This is a genomic window from Verrucomicrobiota bacterium (assembly GCA_027622555.1).
In the GTDB taxonomy this organism is placed as follows: domain Bacteria; phylum Verrucomicrobiota; class Verrucomicrobiia; order Opitutales; family UBA2995; genus UBA2995.
The window spans coordinates 1-17274 of sequence record JAQBYJ010000039.1 but is presented as its reverse complement, the minus strand read 5'-3'; the positions used below and the strand labels follow the sequence as shown (position 1 = coordinate 17274).

14 protein-coding genes and 1 pseudogene are annotated in these 17274 nt (G+C 48.0%); 6 read left to right on the top strand and 9 right to left on the bottom strand.

Annotated elements, in window-relative coordinates:
* Positions 1 to 12 precede the first annotated feature (12 nt).
* Positions 13 to 990 carry a glycosyl hydrolase family 17 protein gene (locus O3C43_11950; GenBank protein ID MDA1067204.1) on the top strand — a complete coding sequence of 326 codons (978 nt, stop codon included), beginning with the start codon at positions 13 to 15 and terminating at the stop codon, positions 988 to 990.
* A 407-nt stretch (positions 991 to 1397) separates the two neighbouring features.
* Here O3C43_11950 and O3C43_11945 read toward each other — a convergent pair whose 3' ends face one another.
* The 6 genes and pseudogenes from O3C43_11945 to O3C43_11920 all read right to left on the bottom strand — a co-directional run bounded on the left by O3C43_11945 (position 1398) and on the right by O3C43_11920 (position 9751).
* Positions 1398 to 4601, bottom strand: coding sequence for a hypothetical protein (locus tag O3C43_11945; GenBank protein ID MDA1067203.1), 3204 nt, complete (start codon positions 4599 to 4601; stop codon positions 1398 to 1400).
* A 215-nt stretch (positions 4602 to 4816) separates the two neighbouring features.
* Positions 4817 to 6178 (bottom strand): hypothetical protein, encoded by a 1362-nt coding sequence (locus O3C43_11940; protein MDA1067202.1) that lies wholly within the window; start codon positions 6176 to 6178, stop codon positions 4817 to 4819.
* A gap of 176 nt (positions 6179 to 6354) precedes the next feature.
* Positions 6355 to 7425 carry a hypothetical protein gene (locus O3C43_11935; GenBank protein ID MDA1067201.1) on the bottom strand — a complete coding sequence of 357 codons (1071 nt, stop codon included), beginning with the start codon at positions 7423 to 7425 and terminating at the stop codon, positions 6355 to 6357.
* Between the two features lie 44 nt (positions 7426 to 7469).
* The gene (locus O3C43_11930) at positions 7470 to 8267 is read right to left on the bottom strand and encodes a carbohydrate-binding protein (GenBank protein ID MDA1067200.1); all 798 of its coding nucleotides are present in this window, start codon (positions 8265 to 8267) and stop codon (positions 7470 to 7472) included.
* A 33-nt stretch (positions 8268 to 8300) separates the two neighbouring features.
* Positions 8301 to 9068: pseudogene (locus O3C43_11925) on the bottom strand (glycoside hydrolase family 16 protein).
* A 527-nt stretch (positions 9069 to 9595) separates the two neighbouring features.
* Positions 9596 to 9751 carry a hypothetical protein gene (locus O3C43_11920; protein MDA1067199.1) on the bottom strand — a complete coding sequence of 52 codons (156 nt, stop codon included), beginning with the start codon at positions 9749 to 9751 and terminating at the stop codon, positions 9596 to 9598.
* A 35-nt stretch (positions 9752 to 9786) separates the two neighbouring features.
* Here O3C43_11920 and O3C43_11915 point away from each other — a divergent pair, with 35 nt between their 5' ends.
* Together O3C43_11915 and O3C43_11910 are read left to right on the top strand one after the other, a co-directional pair.
* Entirely contained in the window at positions 9787 to 10524 is a 738-nt protein-coding gene (locus O3C43_11915; GenBank protein ID MDA1067198.1) for a pirin family protein, read from the top strand.
* A gap of 47 nt (positions 10525 to 10571) precedes the next feature.
* Entirely contained in the window at positions 10572 to 11315 is a 744-nt protein-coding gene (locus O3C43_11910) for an SDR family oxidoreductase (protein ID MDA1067197.1), read from the top strand.
* Positions 11316 to 11388: 73 nt separating this feature from the next.
* On the opposite strand, the gene arfB is transcribed toward O3C43_11910, so the two are convergent.
* Both arfB and O3C43_11900 read right to left on the bottom strand, forming a co-directional pair.
* Positions 11389 to 11802, bottom strand: a complete 414-nt coding sequence (gene arfB / locus O3C43_11905) for an alternative ribosome rescue aminoacyl-tRNA hydrolase ArfB (GenBank protein ID MDA1067196.1) — start codon at positions 11800 to 11802, stop codon at positions 11389 to 11391.
* 38 nt (positions 11803 to 11840) lie between these two features.
* Positions 11841 to 12602, bottom strand: coding sequence for a glycosyltransferase (locus O3C43_11900; protein MDA1067195.1), 762 nt, complete (start codon positions 12600 to 12602; stop codon positions 11841 to 11843).
* 212 nt (positions 12603 to 12814) lie between these two features.
* Here O3C43_11900 and O3C43_11895 point away from each other — a divergent pair, with 212 nt between their 5' ends.
* Genes O3C43_11895 through O3C43_11885 form a run of 3 tightly spaced genes read left to right on the top strand, consistent with a single transcriptional unit; the run spans position 12815 to position 15332 of the window.
* Positions 12815 to 13270: a hypothetical protein gene (locus tag O3C43_11895; GenBank protein ID MDA1067194.1), complete on the top strand. Its 456-nt coding sequence runs from the start codon at positions 12815 to 12817 to the stop codon at positions 13268 to 13270.
* Positions 13271 to 13288: 18 nt separating this feature from the next.
* Positions 13289 to 14662 (top strand): Gfo/Idh/MocA family oxidoreductase, encoded by a 1374-nt coding sequence (locus tag O3C43_11890; protein ID MDA1067193.1) that lies wholly within the window; start codon positions 13289 to 13291, stop codon positions 14660 to 14662.
* A gap of 4 nt (positions 14663 to 14666) precedes the next feature.
* Positions 14667 to 15332 (top strand): hypothetical protein, encoded by a 666-nt coding sequence (locus tag O3C43_11885; GenBank protein MDA1067192.1) that lies wholly within the window; start codon positions 14667 to 14669, stop codon positions 15330 to 15332.
* Positions 15333 to 15563: 231 nt separating this feature from the next.
* Here the strand turns inward: O3C43_11885 and O3C43_11880 are convergent, their stop codons facing one another.
* Positions 15564 to 17024, bottom strand: coding sequence for a sodium:solute symporter family protein (locus O3C43_11880; protein MDA1067191.1), 1461 nt, complete (start codon positions 17022 to 17024; stop codon positions 15564 to 15566).
* Positions 17025 to 17274 lie beyond the last annotated feature (250 nt).

Sequence of the window (17274 nt, the reverse complement as noted above, 5' to 3'; positions counted from 1 at the left end):
GGTTGTATATCTATGGAAAAAGAAATTGTCACTCATGAGAAAGCCTCCTTCTTCCTACCACAAAAATCCGATGCTTTGATAGCCGACTTTCACAAAGCCATTGCTTATTCAGGTTTTCGTAACGGACAATATCCTGATCGTGGTGATGGCCCCAATAATCCTTCTCCGGAAGAAATTCTGGAAGACCTTTTAATCCTGTCGAATGAATTGGAAATTCCGCTCATCCGACTTTACGACAGTCAGGAAAATTCTGAGATGGTTCTACAGCAGATTAAAAAGTACGACTTGCCTATTAAGGTGATGTTAGGGGCCTGGTTGGATGCAGAGCTGAGCAACCATGAAGGGTGTGCCTGGTTAACAGAACCGATACGGGCTACCAAGTTAGAATCCAATCGCCTAGCCAATGTCACCGAAGTGGGACGCGCCATCGAGCTGGCTCAGCAGTATCCAGAAATTGTAGTTGCCGTTAACATAGGTAACGAAGCCCTGGTCGATTGGAATGATCATCTTGTTTCTATCGAAAGCATGGTGAATTATATCCAATTGACCAAGGAAGCGATCCAGCAACCGGTTTCGACTGCCGACAATTATGTGGCGTGGATAAACCATGCGGCTGCGCTTTCCGCAGTTGTTGATTTTGCCGGTGTTCATACTTACCCGATTTGGGAACATAAAACCATAGATGAAGCCCTTGCCTATTCCATCGAGAACCTGATGGCTGTTCAGCAAGCGATCCCAAATGTTCCTCTGGCAATCCTGGAGGCTGGCTGGCCTACGGTCGCCTCCGAGTTTCCTGAGCAGGCCAATGAAGTCAATCAGGCCAGGCATTTCGGGGAATTGATGAAATGGACCGATGCCATGAACATCACCACCTTCTGGTTCGAAGCCTTTGACGAGGATTGGAAAGGCAATCCCAATGATCCTGCTGGAGCTGAGAAACACTGGGGACTATACACGGTTGATCGTCATCCGAAAGCGTCGGGTCGCTAAAATCATACTGAGTTGATAATCCGCCTTCCTATAACAAACAATGTCAGGTCACCCCATGACCTGACAATGATACTTAGTTATTAGTTGGTTCTAAATTGTCAGCCACTTCAAAGACTTCTATTATGGCGGCACCTTTTCGGTCGCCCTCACTCTTTGAAAAAATGCTTTGGCTTTCTCGTGGCACATTTTTCAACCACTTGGCTGCCGTGCTTTTGGATGTATTTCTCACTGTTTTTCGGATCTTTTATCTTCCCTCCAGGAGAGTGGTTTCACTCAAAGTTTGTATCTGGGTCTTTGGCCTACGCCAGGAAGCATACTGTAAAAACGATGCTGGGCAGGTTTACCGCCTGCCCAGCTATAAATGTTTATTAGATATTAGTTTTTATTGATTCAAAGTAGACTTAAACTTAGTCGACTTCGAAGACCTCAATCTGCCCAACTCCAGTGGTGTCGCCTACTCCTCGGAGAATAGCTGACCATTGACCCGTTGGCAGGGTTATAAGAATTCCTGCAGCTTTGCTTCCATCCTTTAAAGGATTTCTATCTGTAGGCCACAATGCGTTTATCGCATCCTTCTGATCACTCTCCCAACTATCGTTGGAATCCATCAGTTCGTTGGTTGCCGCATTTCTGATCTCAAGAATAGGATCTACAAGGGCACCGGGAACAGTTGTAAGCTCATCCGCACCAATACCATTAATGAGAACCTGTTGTGTATCTTTACCAATAACAAAACTGGCAAATAAAGCAGCGTCTGCTGATCCAACCTGACCACGAGTAGAGATATTTACCAGTTGTCCACCTGAAGTGACAGGGGTATTATCCACGACAAAGGTTAAACGAGCATTGGCCGGAATGGCAATGGCTAACGGGTTTTTCAAGGTAAGTACTCGTCCGGCAATAGAGGCAATTTTACCCAATTCATTTCCACCATCATCAAAAACCAGCAGACCAACTACAACATCGGGCGTAGGATCAGCTGCGAGAGTAATTGTGTTAGATCCAGCGTCTTCACCCACGGCTCTGGGAGTATCGTCTGCTGTTTCAACAAACATAACATCGTCCCAGTAGTAGATTTTCTCACCAGCGTCGGCACCGGTTGTGCCAAAGTTGAAGAATATAGATGCCAGATTGAAGGTGTAATCCAGGTTCAGTGCTGCAGTGCCCGTTGCTTCGTTTGCGAAATCAAATACCAGGGTTTCCCATTCGTTTGCGACGGTTGTCATGGCTTCGGTTTCCACTGAGTGAGTAGCGTCATCCTTATCCTCGATTTTTAAGCGAACCGGGATGTTTGCATCCGGTGAATAAACTCTGACGGACATTTTCGTATTCGTTGCCGTAACCGGAATCGCTTCAGCGAGTCCAGCAGGAGTACTCATAGTGGTTCCTGCCCATGGCTTGGCATTTCCGCTCTTTTGAGTGGCAACCGCGACGTTGGTCGCATCTACAGGATCAGCTCCTATAACCGATACATTTCCTTCGAAGTCCGTGACGGTATAGTCCACTTCTTCAGGAGGCAGCTGGAATGTGATTGGCAGCGATGGTCTTGCGGGACCCCCGAGCCCTTCATTGGTCTCTCCTGTCCAGATGATGTCATCCCAGTAGAAGATTTGCTCTCCTGCTGTGGCACCGGCTGTGCCGAAATTGAAGAAGATGCTCACCTTATTGTAGGTGTTATCCAGGCTTACTGCTGAAGTTCCTTCTGCGGGTTGACCAAAGTCAAAGACCAGAGTTTCCCACATGTTTGCTACCGTGGTGGTTGCTTCAGTCTCAGCTGAGATGGCGTTGTTAGCCGCATTTTCAACTTTCAAGCGGACCGGGATCCCCATGGCAGGAGCATAAATGCGCACCGATATTTGAGTCGCTTCGTGGGAGAACGGAAATGGACTTGCGAAACCATCAGGCTCTCCGACTGTTGTTCCGGCCCAGGTCTCTGCGTTATCGGGTCGAGTTGCGATGGCAACCGGATTAGATGCTCCTTCAACCGGATCGTCACCAATGACGGTGGGTGCCATGTTTCCAAAGTCAGTGAGGCCGTAACCCACTCCTGAATCGAAGGTGACTGGCAGGACGACTGGGTCTAAGCCTCCGCCAACTCCTTCCAGGGCCACATCGTCAAAATAGAAAGTGAAATTCTCAGTGCCATCGCCGACAGCTCCGAAATCAAAGAAGAAAGATATTCCGTTGAGTTCGCCGTCTGTTTGTCCGGTGAAATCGAAGGTCAGCTCTTCCCACGCATTGGCCACGGTTGTGTTTACCGAGACTTCTATCGCCGGATCTCCACTGGGTTCCAATTTAAATAGTACGGGCACACCTGCTCTGGGAGACCATACTTTCATTTTGAAAACACTGCTCTCCGAGAAGTCCAGGCCACCAGGGAAATTCATGGTAGATCCTGCCCATACCTCAGGTGCGCTTTTGACTGCACATCCTACGAAGTCGCTGGTATTTATGCCTGAAGCATCAGGGTTTGCTACGCGGCTAGCTGCAGCTCCACCAAAATTGTTGAAAAGGTAAAATACACTATCGTTTTCGAAATCGAGCGGTAGCGTAACTAATTCGGGTGCTAATTGAAGATTATCAAAAAGGAAGGTGAAATTGGCCGAGCCGTCGCCCGCGGTGCCAAAATCAAAGAATAAGCTAATACCTGTATACTCCGCTGCCGTTTTGCCCGCGAAATCGTAAGTGAGTGTTTCCCATGCATTTGCCATGGTAGTATCCATAGATACTTCAGCTGGCACTGCTCCTTCCAATTTCATGAGAACGGGAACGCCCGCACGTGGTGAAAATACGTCCAGTGAAATTCTTGAACCATTGCCGAAATTAAGAGGGCCATCTAAGACCAGTGTGCTGCCTGCCCAAGTTTCAGGTGCATTTTTTACCATTTGTGCTACCTTGGCACTGGTATTGGGTTCCACCATTTGGGGGTTGTCTATAATAGTCGACACTCCGCCGCCAAAGCCGCCTCCTTCACCAAAATCGTAGGCGAGGGTGTCGGATTCAAAATCAAAGGGGAGGTTTAAGATTTCCGGTGCCCCTAAAGTGACGTCCTCAAAATGGTAAGTGGTGTCTGTTGCACCTCCGCCGGCGCCAAAATTGAAGAATATGGAAATCCGGTTATAGACGGGCAGGAGCTCATTGAAATCCAATTCTCCACCCGTTGGACTCGCATAATCAAAGGTGAGTATTTCCCATTCACCGGCCTTCGTTGAGTTAACAATCTTCTCTACGAAGTGGGAAGGAGATAGATTGTTTTCAATCTTGAGTAGGATGGGTGTATTGGCCGCTGGTGTCCGAACGCGAACTGAGATTCTCGTTTCCGATTCGGAAACGGGAACTTTGGTAGCATCCCAAAAGGTAACCCCCGACCAGGTTTGAGCACCTGCCGGCTTGATGGCGGCGGCGACCATGTTCTCAGCCGCATCAGGGTCTGCTGCGACGGTCGTCACTTTATCTGTCGGACGTCCGTCGTTTTCAACATCCGGTCCGAAATCGGTAAATGTAAATGTCATGGCCTCATCGAAAGTGAGGGGCATGGCGAGTTGAGCGTTCGAGAAAGATGCCCCGAAGCAAAGACAGATTAATGTCAGGAATGCGCGTTGTATATTCATTTGATGTTCTGATTGTTGCATCCTTGTTTTCGGGGATGCTGATTAATTTCCCCAGTACGGGGTAGTCGAAGTATTGAACGAGTTAGAGCTTGAGTATTGCCATCGTCAATAAAAAATTTGCATTAATGTGCACCTTATTAATTTGGCTGATAATTCAATGCGTTTCCGTTGGTTTTCCGTGGCCTTCTAATGGAAATAACGCTTGTTCCGCTAGATTAATTTCTTCCACCCACGCCGGCTCGAACGAAAGTACCGCTTCCTCTTTCCAGGAACCCTGAGTCTTCAATGCGGATTCTCGCTACGCCCTCAATCACGGTCTCTGTAATCGTCAAATTTTCTCCTTCGACTGCCTCCAGAGCTACCGAATCGGCATTGTCAGCAATGGCTGTCCAGTTATTGAGGTCGTTGCTGATTTGTACTTCGTAACGAAAGTCACGATCATCCTCATCGCGATCATACTCAATCACCAGGCCGGTGTCATCCAGAGTGACTTTAGCATCAAATTCAGGGACAGGATTCCACAGAGAAATCAGACGGTAATAGAGAGCCCGAGGTGTCAGCTTATCAGGTAGAAAACCATTGTTCTCGGCTGAATATATTCCCCACCATTCCTCGTTTAAAAACCCATCGGGCATGCCTCCGGCGACGATTCCGCCGTTGTCCTGTGCTGTTAGGCTACCTTGTGCTTTCCACCATTCATCGCGGTAGGAAAATATCATCCCACCTGCGCACACATCGCTATTGGCTTCGATTTCTTTAAGCATGCCTTCTACCACATCGGCGGAAAATGAGGCGTTATCCGGGTATTCGCTTTCGGCTGTATTGTCATAGGCATCGTAGCCGAATTCGGTAAGAACGACCGGTTTGTCGCTCGCGAGTTTGTATTCTTCGAAGAAAGTGCCAAAGGTGGTTGAGCGGTATACCTGGATACTCCAGAAATCAATCGATGGCACTAGTTCATCAACAATTTGAACCGAACTGAGAGCATCTGTAATGGGAAACGAAACCAGCTTGTCCGGTGCAACTTCCTTTATGGCTGCAGCTATGGTTTCCATGGTGTTCCAGAACGACGCTTTTGTTGCGTTCCCGGATTGAACATTTGCTTCATTTCCAAACAAATATCCGATGACACCTGGGTGATCTTTCGTCTCTTCTGCTATGGCGACCCAATCGTTTACTATGGCATTCACAGCAGCAGTATTATCCCAGTCTGTACTTGGATCTATCCATCGGTTTATAAATACATACATGGGATTTATCCCATCATTATAACTGCGGTCGAGGTAGGCAGTATGGCTGCTACCGACAGACCAGCCGTAGCCTCGCTGAACATTGGCGCCCATTCTGCGCATATTTGCATTATCTGGACCGGTGGTGGCAAAGAATAAGCCAGTAAAGAAATCTCCAAAGGGGGTTAGAGTACCGGATTGTCCGATCTGATTAGGGCTATAACAAATGCCTTTGATCCGGAAGGGTTCTCCATTCAACAGAATTTGTTTTTCTTCAACCGTAAATACCGAGGCGCCGGATAGGGAAAGTCCGGAGGTAAACAGGAGTATTATCTGGAAGAATTTCATGGGGTAATTGTGCTAAAGTATCTTTTTAATAAGGTGCTCAATAATGCAATTAATAGTTTAATCAACCCTCTTTTTGATAGGAACCGGATGAAGATGAACGGCTGGAAAAGTTTTGGCTATACCGGCTAATTAAGCGACCGTATATCAGTATAGATGGCTAAGCCTTTTGGGTATTCCTAGTGGGTCGCCCAAAGTTTCTCCAACCGATATTTCAGCATTCGTGGAGACAGCTTATCCGGTAGTTCTCCATTCTTGGTCGCAGAATAAATGCCCCACCATTCCTCATTCAAAACTTTGTCTGGCATGCCCAATGCAGGAAATCCACCTGGGTCCTGTTCGTGAATACTACCTTTCGATTTCCACCATTCGTCCCGGTATTCAAAGATACAGCCACCCGCGCAAACATCGCTATTACTGTTTATCTCACTGATCATGCTCTCAACCACCTCTGCCTGGTAGGTGGCGTTGTCGGGATATACTTGGCCAGTGTTGTTGTCGAACGCGTCGTAGCCGTATTCGGTCAGAACGACCGGTTTGCTACTCGCGGTTTTGTACTCTTCGAAAAAGGTACCTAAGGTCGTGGAGCGATAGACTTGGATACTCCAGAAATCTATGGATTTCAGGGTGGCGTCGACCTGGGTCACTTCGTCGATGCGATCCGTTATGGGTACAGAAACCAATTTACCGGGCGCGGCTTTTTTCACGGCGGCCGCTATCGTTTCCATGGCCTGCCAGAATAACGGGTTAGCTCCGTTTCCGGCTTCGTTGTTGTGCTCGTTTCCGAGCAAGTAGCCGATGATAGCAGGATGATCCTTTGTTTCTTCGACGATCGTCATCCATGATTTCGTGATTTCCTTTACAGCCGCTGCATTTCCCCAGTCAGTGTGAGGATCGATCCAGCGATTGATAAACATATAAACGGATTGCTCCGCGTTATTGTAGGCTCGGTCGAGGTAGCGTTTATGGTTTTCGCCGGGAGTCCACCCGTAGCTGCGTTGTACGTTAGCTCCCAGCTTCCGCAGGTTCTTGGCGTCCCGTTCGGTGAGTGATAGATAGTTGTCCGTATAGTAGTCGCCGTAAGGAGTCTCTGTGCCTGTTTCGCCGATGGATGCAGCGTTGTAGCAGACTCCTTTTATGTGAAACGGTTCTCCATTAAGGTGAATTTGTCTGCCTTTGACGGTGAATACGGATGCACCGGATAGTATCAGGGTTGGAAACAGAAGGAGTGCGAGCAGACAGAGTTTCATCAGTGAGTAGTAGATGGTGCCGACTATGATTGTAGCAAATACAATTACGAGTCTGTGATCAGGTTCAGGCGGAGGAATTGACCGGAGTTGCTTACGGGAAAGGCAAATTCAACGGTTACGGATTCGGAACCATCACCATTATCAATGGGATCGCCAATTAGTCTGAATAGATTAGTTCCTGATAACCAGGAGTCTGATTGAAGGGTGCTGGATGTTTCCACCTGATAGGTGACTCCTCCGGCATGGTAATGAGTGCCCGTTGCGCCAGTGCCTCCTGAGCGTTGTCGATAGGTGATCCTTGCAAATACGCTGTTTCCTCTTTTATCGGAATGCACATGAGGAAGCATCTCTTGCGAATCCGTTGCCTGTTCATCAAGTAAGAATGCGTGCTCAAAAATATTTGGAATACCGTCAATATCCGGGTCTCCATAAGGATCGTCCAGAATAGCTGATTCCAGTAGGACTGCATCGATCCAGTTGTAGTTTAGATCTTCTCCGCTCGGAGCCTCGATCGTAACTCTGAGTATGTGTTCTCCTGCAGACAGATCCATGAGTGCTACCCGCTGTGTAGTCCACGATTGCCATCCTCCTGTTGCTGCCAAGGTTCCGGAATGGATGGGGCTGCCTGAACCCAGGCTAAGGTTAACCGCTGCCGTCCCGTTGAGACTCGCGTAGCGGAGATCAAACGCATACTGACCAGGAAATTGGACATCCAACTTATACTCAGCCCAGTCTCCGTCACCCAGGAAACCTGCGTTAAAACCGCCGCCTATGTCGGATGTTTGCTCGAGTTGCATGCCGAATTGCGCGCTGAGATCCTCCGCTTCAATTCTTGCTGGCACAACAATGCCTGGTTCTTCAACAGGCTCAACTAACTCATAGACACGCACGTAGTCCACTTCCATGCGTTGAGGATAAATGGAGTCATCAATGCCCTGGGCGCCTCCCCAATTTCCTCCTACGGCGATGTTCATTATTAAGTGGAAGCGTTGGTCAAATGGCCAGGCGGCAAAACCGGACCCATTGTCAGAAACGGAAAAGTAGCGTTCCCCATCCAGGAAAACATCAATGCGGTCAGGCCACCATTCCAGTGAGTAGACATGGAATTCTGTGTCTACATTGCTCGCTACAATACTTGTGCCGATTTGTGTACCTTTAGTGTGGTTAAACGCTTCCGTATGAATGGTGCCATGGACCCGGTTCATATCGTAGCCTACGTGCTCCATGATGTCGATCTCGCCGCTGCCTGGCCAACCACCATAAACCCAATCAGTCGGCAACATCCAGATCGCGGGCCAGGTTCCACGTCCCCTTGGCAGCTTGGCCCGGATTTCAAAGCGTCCGTATTTCCAGTCGCCCTTGTTTCTCGATACCAGTCGGGTAGATGTATAGCCGCTGCCTTGAAAACTTTCTTTTCGCGCTTCAATCGTCAGGACACCGTTCTCGACCTTCACATTTTCAATGCGACCCTCCGTGTAGTACTGAAGCTCGTTATTTCCCCAGCCGTGGCCTCCTACATCGTAACTCCACTTGTTTGTGTCGGGCAGGCCAGTGTATTCAAATTCGTCACTCCAGACGAGAGTCAGATGGTCATCAGCCTGTAACGACAGCTGGAAACTTAGTACGCAAGCTAACACTGCCATAATGATCGGCGTTGTTTTGCTAACTCGTTTTCTTATGTTCATTGGGGTAATTCCTTGGCGGCTCAGTCAATAGAGTTTCTCCATCAAGATGGAAAATTTCTAGAGATTTTAAGGTGCACAAAGATGCAATTAAATGACTTCGTCAACGCTTTATTTACTGGAAGCACCAGCCTTCGTTTTTCCATAATGGAAGCGGGAAATACTATTCCAACTAATCAACCTCCGGATTCGGAATCGCTCGCTGGACTAGTGCCATGCCGGCTTGCTTGCTGCGAATTTAGTTTAACAAAACCGGTCTGGTTTAAGGTGTAAGGAAAATTCATACTGCGCCACCTATCTTAATATCATCCTTCGAGTTTCTTTTTGTCTGCTGGAAAGGAGTGCGCTCTCGATCTCATAGTTCGTTCACTCTTGTTTGTCCCGGACGGCGGAAACGCTTCGCTTGATTTTAACTTGTTATTCCCCGAAGCTTGCGTCGGGGTCGGTGACTGAAGGGAAAGGTTGAAATCGCGGAGATCGCCAGCAAGCTAGCTTCCTACATTTTGACATGCGAAAGTAGTTGTAGGAGTGACCTTGGTCGCGAATCGAATACCAACGATGTCTGCTGGATTCTTGCGAGCAAAAGAGAAAAGAGCTTGTTCTTGTATTTCAGATACCCCGATGCTTGCGTCGGGGAGTTTCATTTAAAAAAAAACAGAAATAGTAGGAGAAAGAAGTAATGAAAGTTATACGCAAAGCAGAAGAACGTGGTCATATGCAATTTGATTGGTTGGATACTTACCATACCTTCTCGTTTGGGGAATATCACGATCCTGACCACATGCAATGGGGTCCGCTGCGTGTTATGAACGATGATACAATAGCGGGAGGCGGCGGGTTTCCGACGCATCCGCACCGGGACATGGAGATTTTCTCTTATGTAACCGAAGGAGCGCTTGCCCATAAGGACAGCACCGGAAATTCATCTCAGGTTCATCCTGGACGTGTTCAGTTGATGGGGGCAGGAACCGGTATTTATCATAGTGAGTTCAATCCTTCGGAAACCGAACCGGCACGCTTGTTGCAGATCTGGATTCAGCCCGACAGGCTTGGCTTACCTCCCAGATATCAGGAGCAGGACTTTGACTTGGAGCAGCGTAAAAACAAATGGCTTACGTTGGCTTCTCCTGAAGGTGAGGAAGGAATTGTCGATATTCGGCAGGACGCCCGCATACTAAATACGATCTTGGATTCATCCCTGGAGCTTGAAATTCCGGGATCGGAAAATCGATTGGGGTGGTTGCAAGTCGTCGATGGAGAGGCAATCGTGGGAGATCTGACGCTCCGCCGCGGGGATGGACTTGCTTTAAAGAATGAAGCAGCCCAAACGATTAAAACCAAGAGCTCTGTTGAATTGTTGTATTTCGACCTCCCCATGCGGCGAAATGAATGGTATTCAAAAGAAACTGAAAGGTAATTTCCAAAGCGGGGACTTACCTCACAAAACCACTAATAATTTTTATTATGAAAACGAAAATTGAAGGAAAGGTAGCGCTCGTTACCGGAAGTAATCGCGGCATTGGCCGTGCGTTAGTAGAGGGCTTGTTAAAACGGGGAGCTTCCAAAGTTTATGCTACTGCCAGAAACACCGACTCATTGAAGTCCCTGATGGAGAGCAATTCTGATCAGGTGGTTCCTGTATCACTGGACGTTACCCAGGTTGATCAGGTTGCTCACGTGGCCTCGCTTGCGGGGGATGTTCAAATTGTTATCAACAACGCCGGATACGCGGCTCAAACGGATCTGTTTGCCGATGACCTGAGCGCGGCAAGACAGGAACATGAAGTAAACTATTGGGGTGCTTTAAATGTGGCTCGTGCTTTCGTTCCGATAGTTGAAGGCAATGGAGGAGGGGCCCTTATCAATATTGGTAGCATGGCTAGCTTGGTAAACTTCCCACCGTTTCCTACATACAGTGACAGCAAAGCAGCGGTTCATTCGCTTACGCAGGGCCTACGTTTGACCAGGGGCAAGAACATTCAAGTAGTTGGCGTATACCCGGGACCGGTCGATACCGATATGGCTGCCGGTCTGCAAATGGATAAAGCCACTCCTGAATCTGTGTCCGACGCTATCCTCGATGGTATGGAGGCCGGGAAAGAGGATATCTTCCCGGATCCTGTTGCTGTCGGATTTATGGAACCCTATGAAGCGGGAGCCAAAACACTCGAAAGAGGAACGGCCGAGATGTTGGCTGGATCAGCGTAGTAGTTTGTATTGATTTTTTAAATTAATAGGCGTCTGGCGAAATCCGGGCGTCTTTTCCATACGTAAAAGTTTCCTAATCGAACTTTACTCGCCCCCTGAGTTGTTTGTTTCGACTGTTTTTTTTCTTTCCCTCTATCCGACGCTCACGGGCCGCCCGGGAAGGCTTGGTAGGTTTACGCTTTTTAGGTTCTTTTAGCGCCGATAGAATAAGTACTTTCAAACGCTCTTTTGCCGCCTCTTTGTTTTTCTCCTGGCTGCGGTGGGATTGAGCCTTAATTACGACCATGCCTTCCGAGCTAATCCGGCTGTCGTTTAGTTTGAGCAGTCGTTCCTTGAGCTGATTGCTCAAACTGGAGTTGTGTATATTAAAGAACAGCTGGATGGCCGTTGATACCTTATTGACGTTTTGTCCACCCGGACCACTCGCTCGTATCGCAATGATTTCTATCTCATCCTCCGATAAGGTAACTGTCCGTGAAATTCTCATCCATTAAGTGAAAGTAAATTGAGCCATTTGCTCATATTTCAATCTGCTTCCCTATCCAGACGGCCTTTGAGTTTGAGAAGGTCTTTAAACAACCCGAAAGAACTCAGCAGGTTGATGTGTCCGCCTTTCACATCGGCCCAGGTTATGGGGACTTCGGTCAATTGCAGGCCTGCATTCTGGGCATGGTAGAGCAGCTCGATATCAAATGCGAATCTTCCTTCTTTTAAACGGTCTTTATTATCGGCAAAGAACTGGCGAGGAACGACCTTAAATCCGCATTGCGTATCTTCGATAGGAAAAGAGAAGAGTCGTTTGCGTAGCCAGCGAAAAGTGAGTCCACCCAGGTTGCGAATGGCACGCCGGTGTACATTTGTTTCTTCATTTTTAACGCGGCTCGCTGCGTAAAGCTTTTGATGAGAAGATGAATCATTAGCTATGAGTGTAAGCACACGAACCACCTCATTGGGTTTAACTGCGCCATCCGCATCGGCGAAGGCCACCATATCTGCATCACCCGCTTCTGCCCATCCCGCATAAACCGCATTTCCTTTTCCTCTGTTTTCTTCCAAAGTGATGGGTGCCTTTAAAAATGGGAAAGTGGGACGAAGCAGGTCCATCAACGATCGGTAATGTCCTTGATCATAAAACTCCGAACCATCGTCGACGATCTGTACTTCAACCGATAGGTCCGATTTGGAGATAGCCGTACAAAGCCCCGGCAGAAATTGAGCCAAACGATCTCCCTCGTTGAAACAAGGGATACTCAGGTAAAATGAAATGTGGTTTGGGGCTTGAGTCACGGGTGATGGTTTTTGGCAAATTATGCTTAACCGTCCATGTAAAAACAACTAACGCCGTCAGCATTCTGCGAATTTCAATGCCATCTCCAGTCGAATTCGGCCAAAATGGTAGACATTGTCACAGAATTTTCCAATCCATGACGAATTTGTTTGGTTCAGTGCTTAGAAGTTATCTAATTTGTTTTTTTTCTTTTTAAAGACACCTACAAGTTATGAGTGAAAATTCGACATCATCTACCCAAAGTGCTAATTCATGCAACGAAACCTGGGCGTTCCTTGCCCTTCGCTTGTTTCTTGCCTTCCGCTGGCTATTCGCCGGTTTGGATAAATTTGGGTCTCCAGGTAATTACAGCTTCGGAAACTACTACGGCAAGATGAACGGTATGGCAGGCGGAATTGCTGCTGGCTCCATCATCCCTGGTTGGGCTGCCAAGCTATTTGCCCTGCCGATGGGTTACATTATGCTGATACTCTCGATTACCCTGCTTCTTGGCATCAAGTTGCGGATATCTTTGATTGTATCGCTGTTGCTTTATGTTGGATTATCCATTGGTATGATGGCTATAGACGAGCAGCATGGAATCGCCTGGTTAGGAATTCATGTGATTATCTGTGTGATGGCTCTAAAAACCATAACGAATGCCAAATGGGTGTTGTTAAAAGATTAACCCAAGCCCCAATTAATCATGAATAACGAAACAGGATTCGGCGTTGATCGCCGTAGCTTTTTAAAAACCAGTGTCGCCGGTGGAGCCGGTCTGATGCTGTCTAAAAACCTTCCCCTCTTTGGTGTAGGTGGTGAGTCAAAGATGGACAATATCAACATCGCTCAGATTGGAGTGGGTGCGCAGGGCCAGGTGCTTATGCAATCACTGATGAAACTTCCCGGTCTCAACGTGGTGGCTGTTTGTGACATTTGGGAAAGTTTTAATTTGAAGCGTGGTATAGGCCTCTGGAGAAAGAGCGGGCAAAAGCCGACTCCATACACGGACTTCAGGGAGATGCTGGATAAGCAGCCGGACCTCGATGCGGTGTTTATCGCCACGCCTGACTTCTGGCATGCACCGATGACCAATGCCTGTCTCGAGGCGGGAATTAATGTTTATTGCGAAAAGATGATGTCCAATACGCACGAAGGTGCGGTATCCATGGTTCGCACAGCTGAGAAAACAGGTAAACTTCTGCAGATCGGCCACCAGCGTCGAAGCAATCCCCGCTATCAGTTTGTTAAGAAGCATCTCATAGATGATAACCAGCTCTGTGGTCGTATCACCAACGTAAATGGGCAGTGGAACCGCGCGGTTACCGAACCGCTTGGATGGCCGGAAAAATATGCTATCTCCGATGATATTCTCAAGGAGTTTGGGTTTGAAGGCATGCACCAGTTTCGCAACTGGCGTTGGTTCAAAGGCCTTGGTGGAGGACCCATTTCAGACTTGGGTGCTCACCAGATCGATATCTATGGCTGGTTCCTCGGCGCGAATCCCAAGGCGGTTACCGCGAGTGGGGGAGCTGATTATTACGACAGTTTGGAATGGCATGATAACGTGATGGCTATCTATGAGTTCGATACAGCTCAAGGACCTGTGAGAGCGTTCTATCAAGTCCTCACAACCACCAGTGCTGGTGGTGGATACTTCGAATACTTCATGGGTGACCAGGGCTCGATCAAAATGTCCGAGAACCCGAAGTATACCACTGTTTTTCGTGAAGCAAGTGCACCTGACTGGAACAAATACGTCGAACAAGGGTTCCTAAAGAAAGAAGGAGCAAATAACGTGAGACCTTGGGAAATTCCATTACCAGTGAGACAAGAAAAATCATCTACCGTAGATGTGCGCGAAACCGCTGCTCTGGATGCGTTCGCGGTAAATGCGACTTTGGAGGGCTATATTCACCAGCCTCACATTGAAAATTTCCTTAACACCATCCGTGGCGAAGACACGTTGAATTGCCCCGGCCATGAAGCACTTCAGTGTGAAGCGGCTGTTTTGAAGGTTAATGAAGCGATCGAAGCGGGTCGTCGACTCACCTTTACTGATGAAGATTTCCATGCATAACTCTATGAAAAATATAGTACGTATTATCACGGCTTCCGTATTTATTGGAGCCTACTTGTTCTCGCTCACCGCTGCTCAGGCGGAGAAGGCTTTAGAGCTTGAGCTCCCAAAACCTAAATTCTCAGGTACGCCGGTTCCAATTAAAGGAATCTCGCATTTGGAAAAAACCACCATAGGAGAGCGGCCTGCAATTATGGTTCCTGATGACGTGGAAAATGTCTCCGAAGGCAAAGAAGTTACCTCCAGTGACGATTGGCCTATCATCGGCGAACTCGAGTTCCTTACAGACGGGGACAAAGACGCTGACGAAGGTTACTACGTTGAGCTGGGTCCTGAACTGCAGTGGGTGCAAATTGATTTGGAAGAATCTAAGGAGATCTTTGTTATCGCTCTCTGGCACTACCATTCACAAGCGCGTGCTTACCACGACGTGATTGTCCAGGTGTCTGACGATGCCGAGTTTGGAAGCGGAGTAAAAACCGTCTTTAACAGCGATCACGACAACTCAGCTGGTCTCGGTAGAGGTGGAGATAAAGCCTATATTGAAACTCACGAAGGCAAGGTTATCGATGCCAAGGGAGTCAAGGGCCAGCACGTTCGCTTTTACTCACAAGGCAATTCTACCGATACCATGAATCATTACATCGAAGCACAGGTATTCGGTCGTTAATTTAGATTCATCGATTTTCAAAAACCCCGTGTCAAAAGGCGCGGGGTTTTTTCTGTACTACTTGGACTTAGAGCATTTAACTGTTGGTAGTCGTAATTTTCCTAAAATTGGTAGGGCTCGATCGCCGAGCGAGCCGTCCTGAAATCGACGGTTTATGGCGTTTCGAGGAACGAACAGACGGAAGCAACAACCGACCTGAATCAGCGACTGTTTTTAATAAAAATGCTCCGATCACGAACTAAACACTTCCCGTTCTTTTTCCAGAGATGCCAACGCTTCTTCCTCCGATATGGAATTAGGAGGTGTGAGTAGACTTACGACTACGCAACAGATGCTGGAAACCACGACCGAGGGAATTGTCACTCCACCAAAGTAGGCTTTCCATGCTGGCACAAAGATAACGATGAGCGCGGTTGCTGATCCGGTAACGAGGGCAGCTACTCCGCCCTGCCAGGTACTTCGTTTCCAGAATTTCCCAAACATACAGCAGACGAACATTCCACTCATCACGATGCCAACCATGTTTTTGATGTAGTCGAAAATGTTGTCGGACAACATGGAGAAAAGTACGGCGAATACGGATGTGATGGTTGCGCCATATCGTGAGTAGGTGATGGCCTTTTCTTTGGGTGGCATTTTACCCGTCAGCAAAATAAAGACATCGCGCAACAGAATGGAGGTCCCTGCAATCGCATCGGAGCTCGCAGAGGATATCACCGCGCTTAATCCTGCGATGAGAACAATAATACCTATACTGGCCGGAAGGATCTTTGTCACCAGTTCCGGAAACGCCTGGTCCGCTCGTGCGATATCCGGAATCAGGTTGAATGCGGTGATTCCAACTATGACCGGGATAACCGCGAACAACAGATACAACAGTGCTGAGATATAGAAACTCTTTTGCACGGTTTTCTTATCTTTTGAGGAGTAGATGCGCTGACGAAAGGAAGGCACGGTAGCGGTGCTGATGAATATGCTGAGAGCCACTGTCAGAGATGCCAAAAACTGATTGGAATCCAGGAAGGTGAAATACCGGGCATTGAACAGCACGTCTGCGTTGTTCCAGGCATCGATTTTATTAAGACAGAGAACTCCCATCAAAATGAATCCGAAAAACAGAATCACCGCCTGAATCGTGTCTGTCCAAACCACAGCCGTGTAGCCGCCGATGATCACATAAATGGTAAACCCGGAAGCGACTATGATCTTCGCTGTAGTCATGTCGATTCCCGCTACCCAATTCAGGTAAAGGCTGCCTCCCAGTATGTGCGTGCCCAACCAGCCAACCGAGGCAAAGAAAATGGCCACACCAACGATGCCTTTTATCAAACGGTTTCCACCGTAGTAAAACGACATCTCCTCCGAGAAGGTCATGAACTTGTACTTGCGAACATCAGCAAAAAACTTCGCCAAAAAGAACAGACCTGCGGCACCCCCAATGGCAAACAACGCACCCGCCCATCCGAGCGAGTAAGCTTTGCCCACTGCTCCCATGCTTGAGCCGGTTCCAACCATCGTGGCGATCGTGGTTCCGAGCACCAACAAAAAAGGCACTTTTCGCCCACCCAATAAAAAGTCATCTCCCGACTTCTGCCCGCGGGACACCCACCAGCCCAGCACAACCATGCCGAGCATATAAAAGCCGAAGATGATAAAAAAGAGATCTTTGTTAAAGGCGGTTTCTACAGTCATTGGGAAGCGTAGGAAATGAGTTGGTAGTTGGATTGATAAAGGACCAAAGCGTGGATACTCGGAGATTTTGGGACTAAAACTATACAATCAATCTTTGGCCACGCCTAAAATCACCGTTCCAGAAGAGATCGGCAGCAAGCTGCCTTCCTACTAAAAAGATGCGACCTCATCTGTAGGAAGGTAGCTTGACCCTGTTCGAAAAGCCGCTGGTTGTCCGTAAAATGCGCATGATAAAGTTTTGGAAAACCAG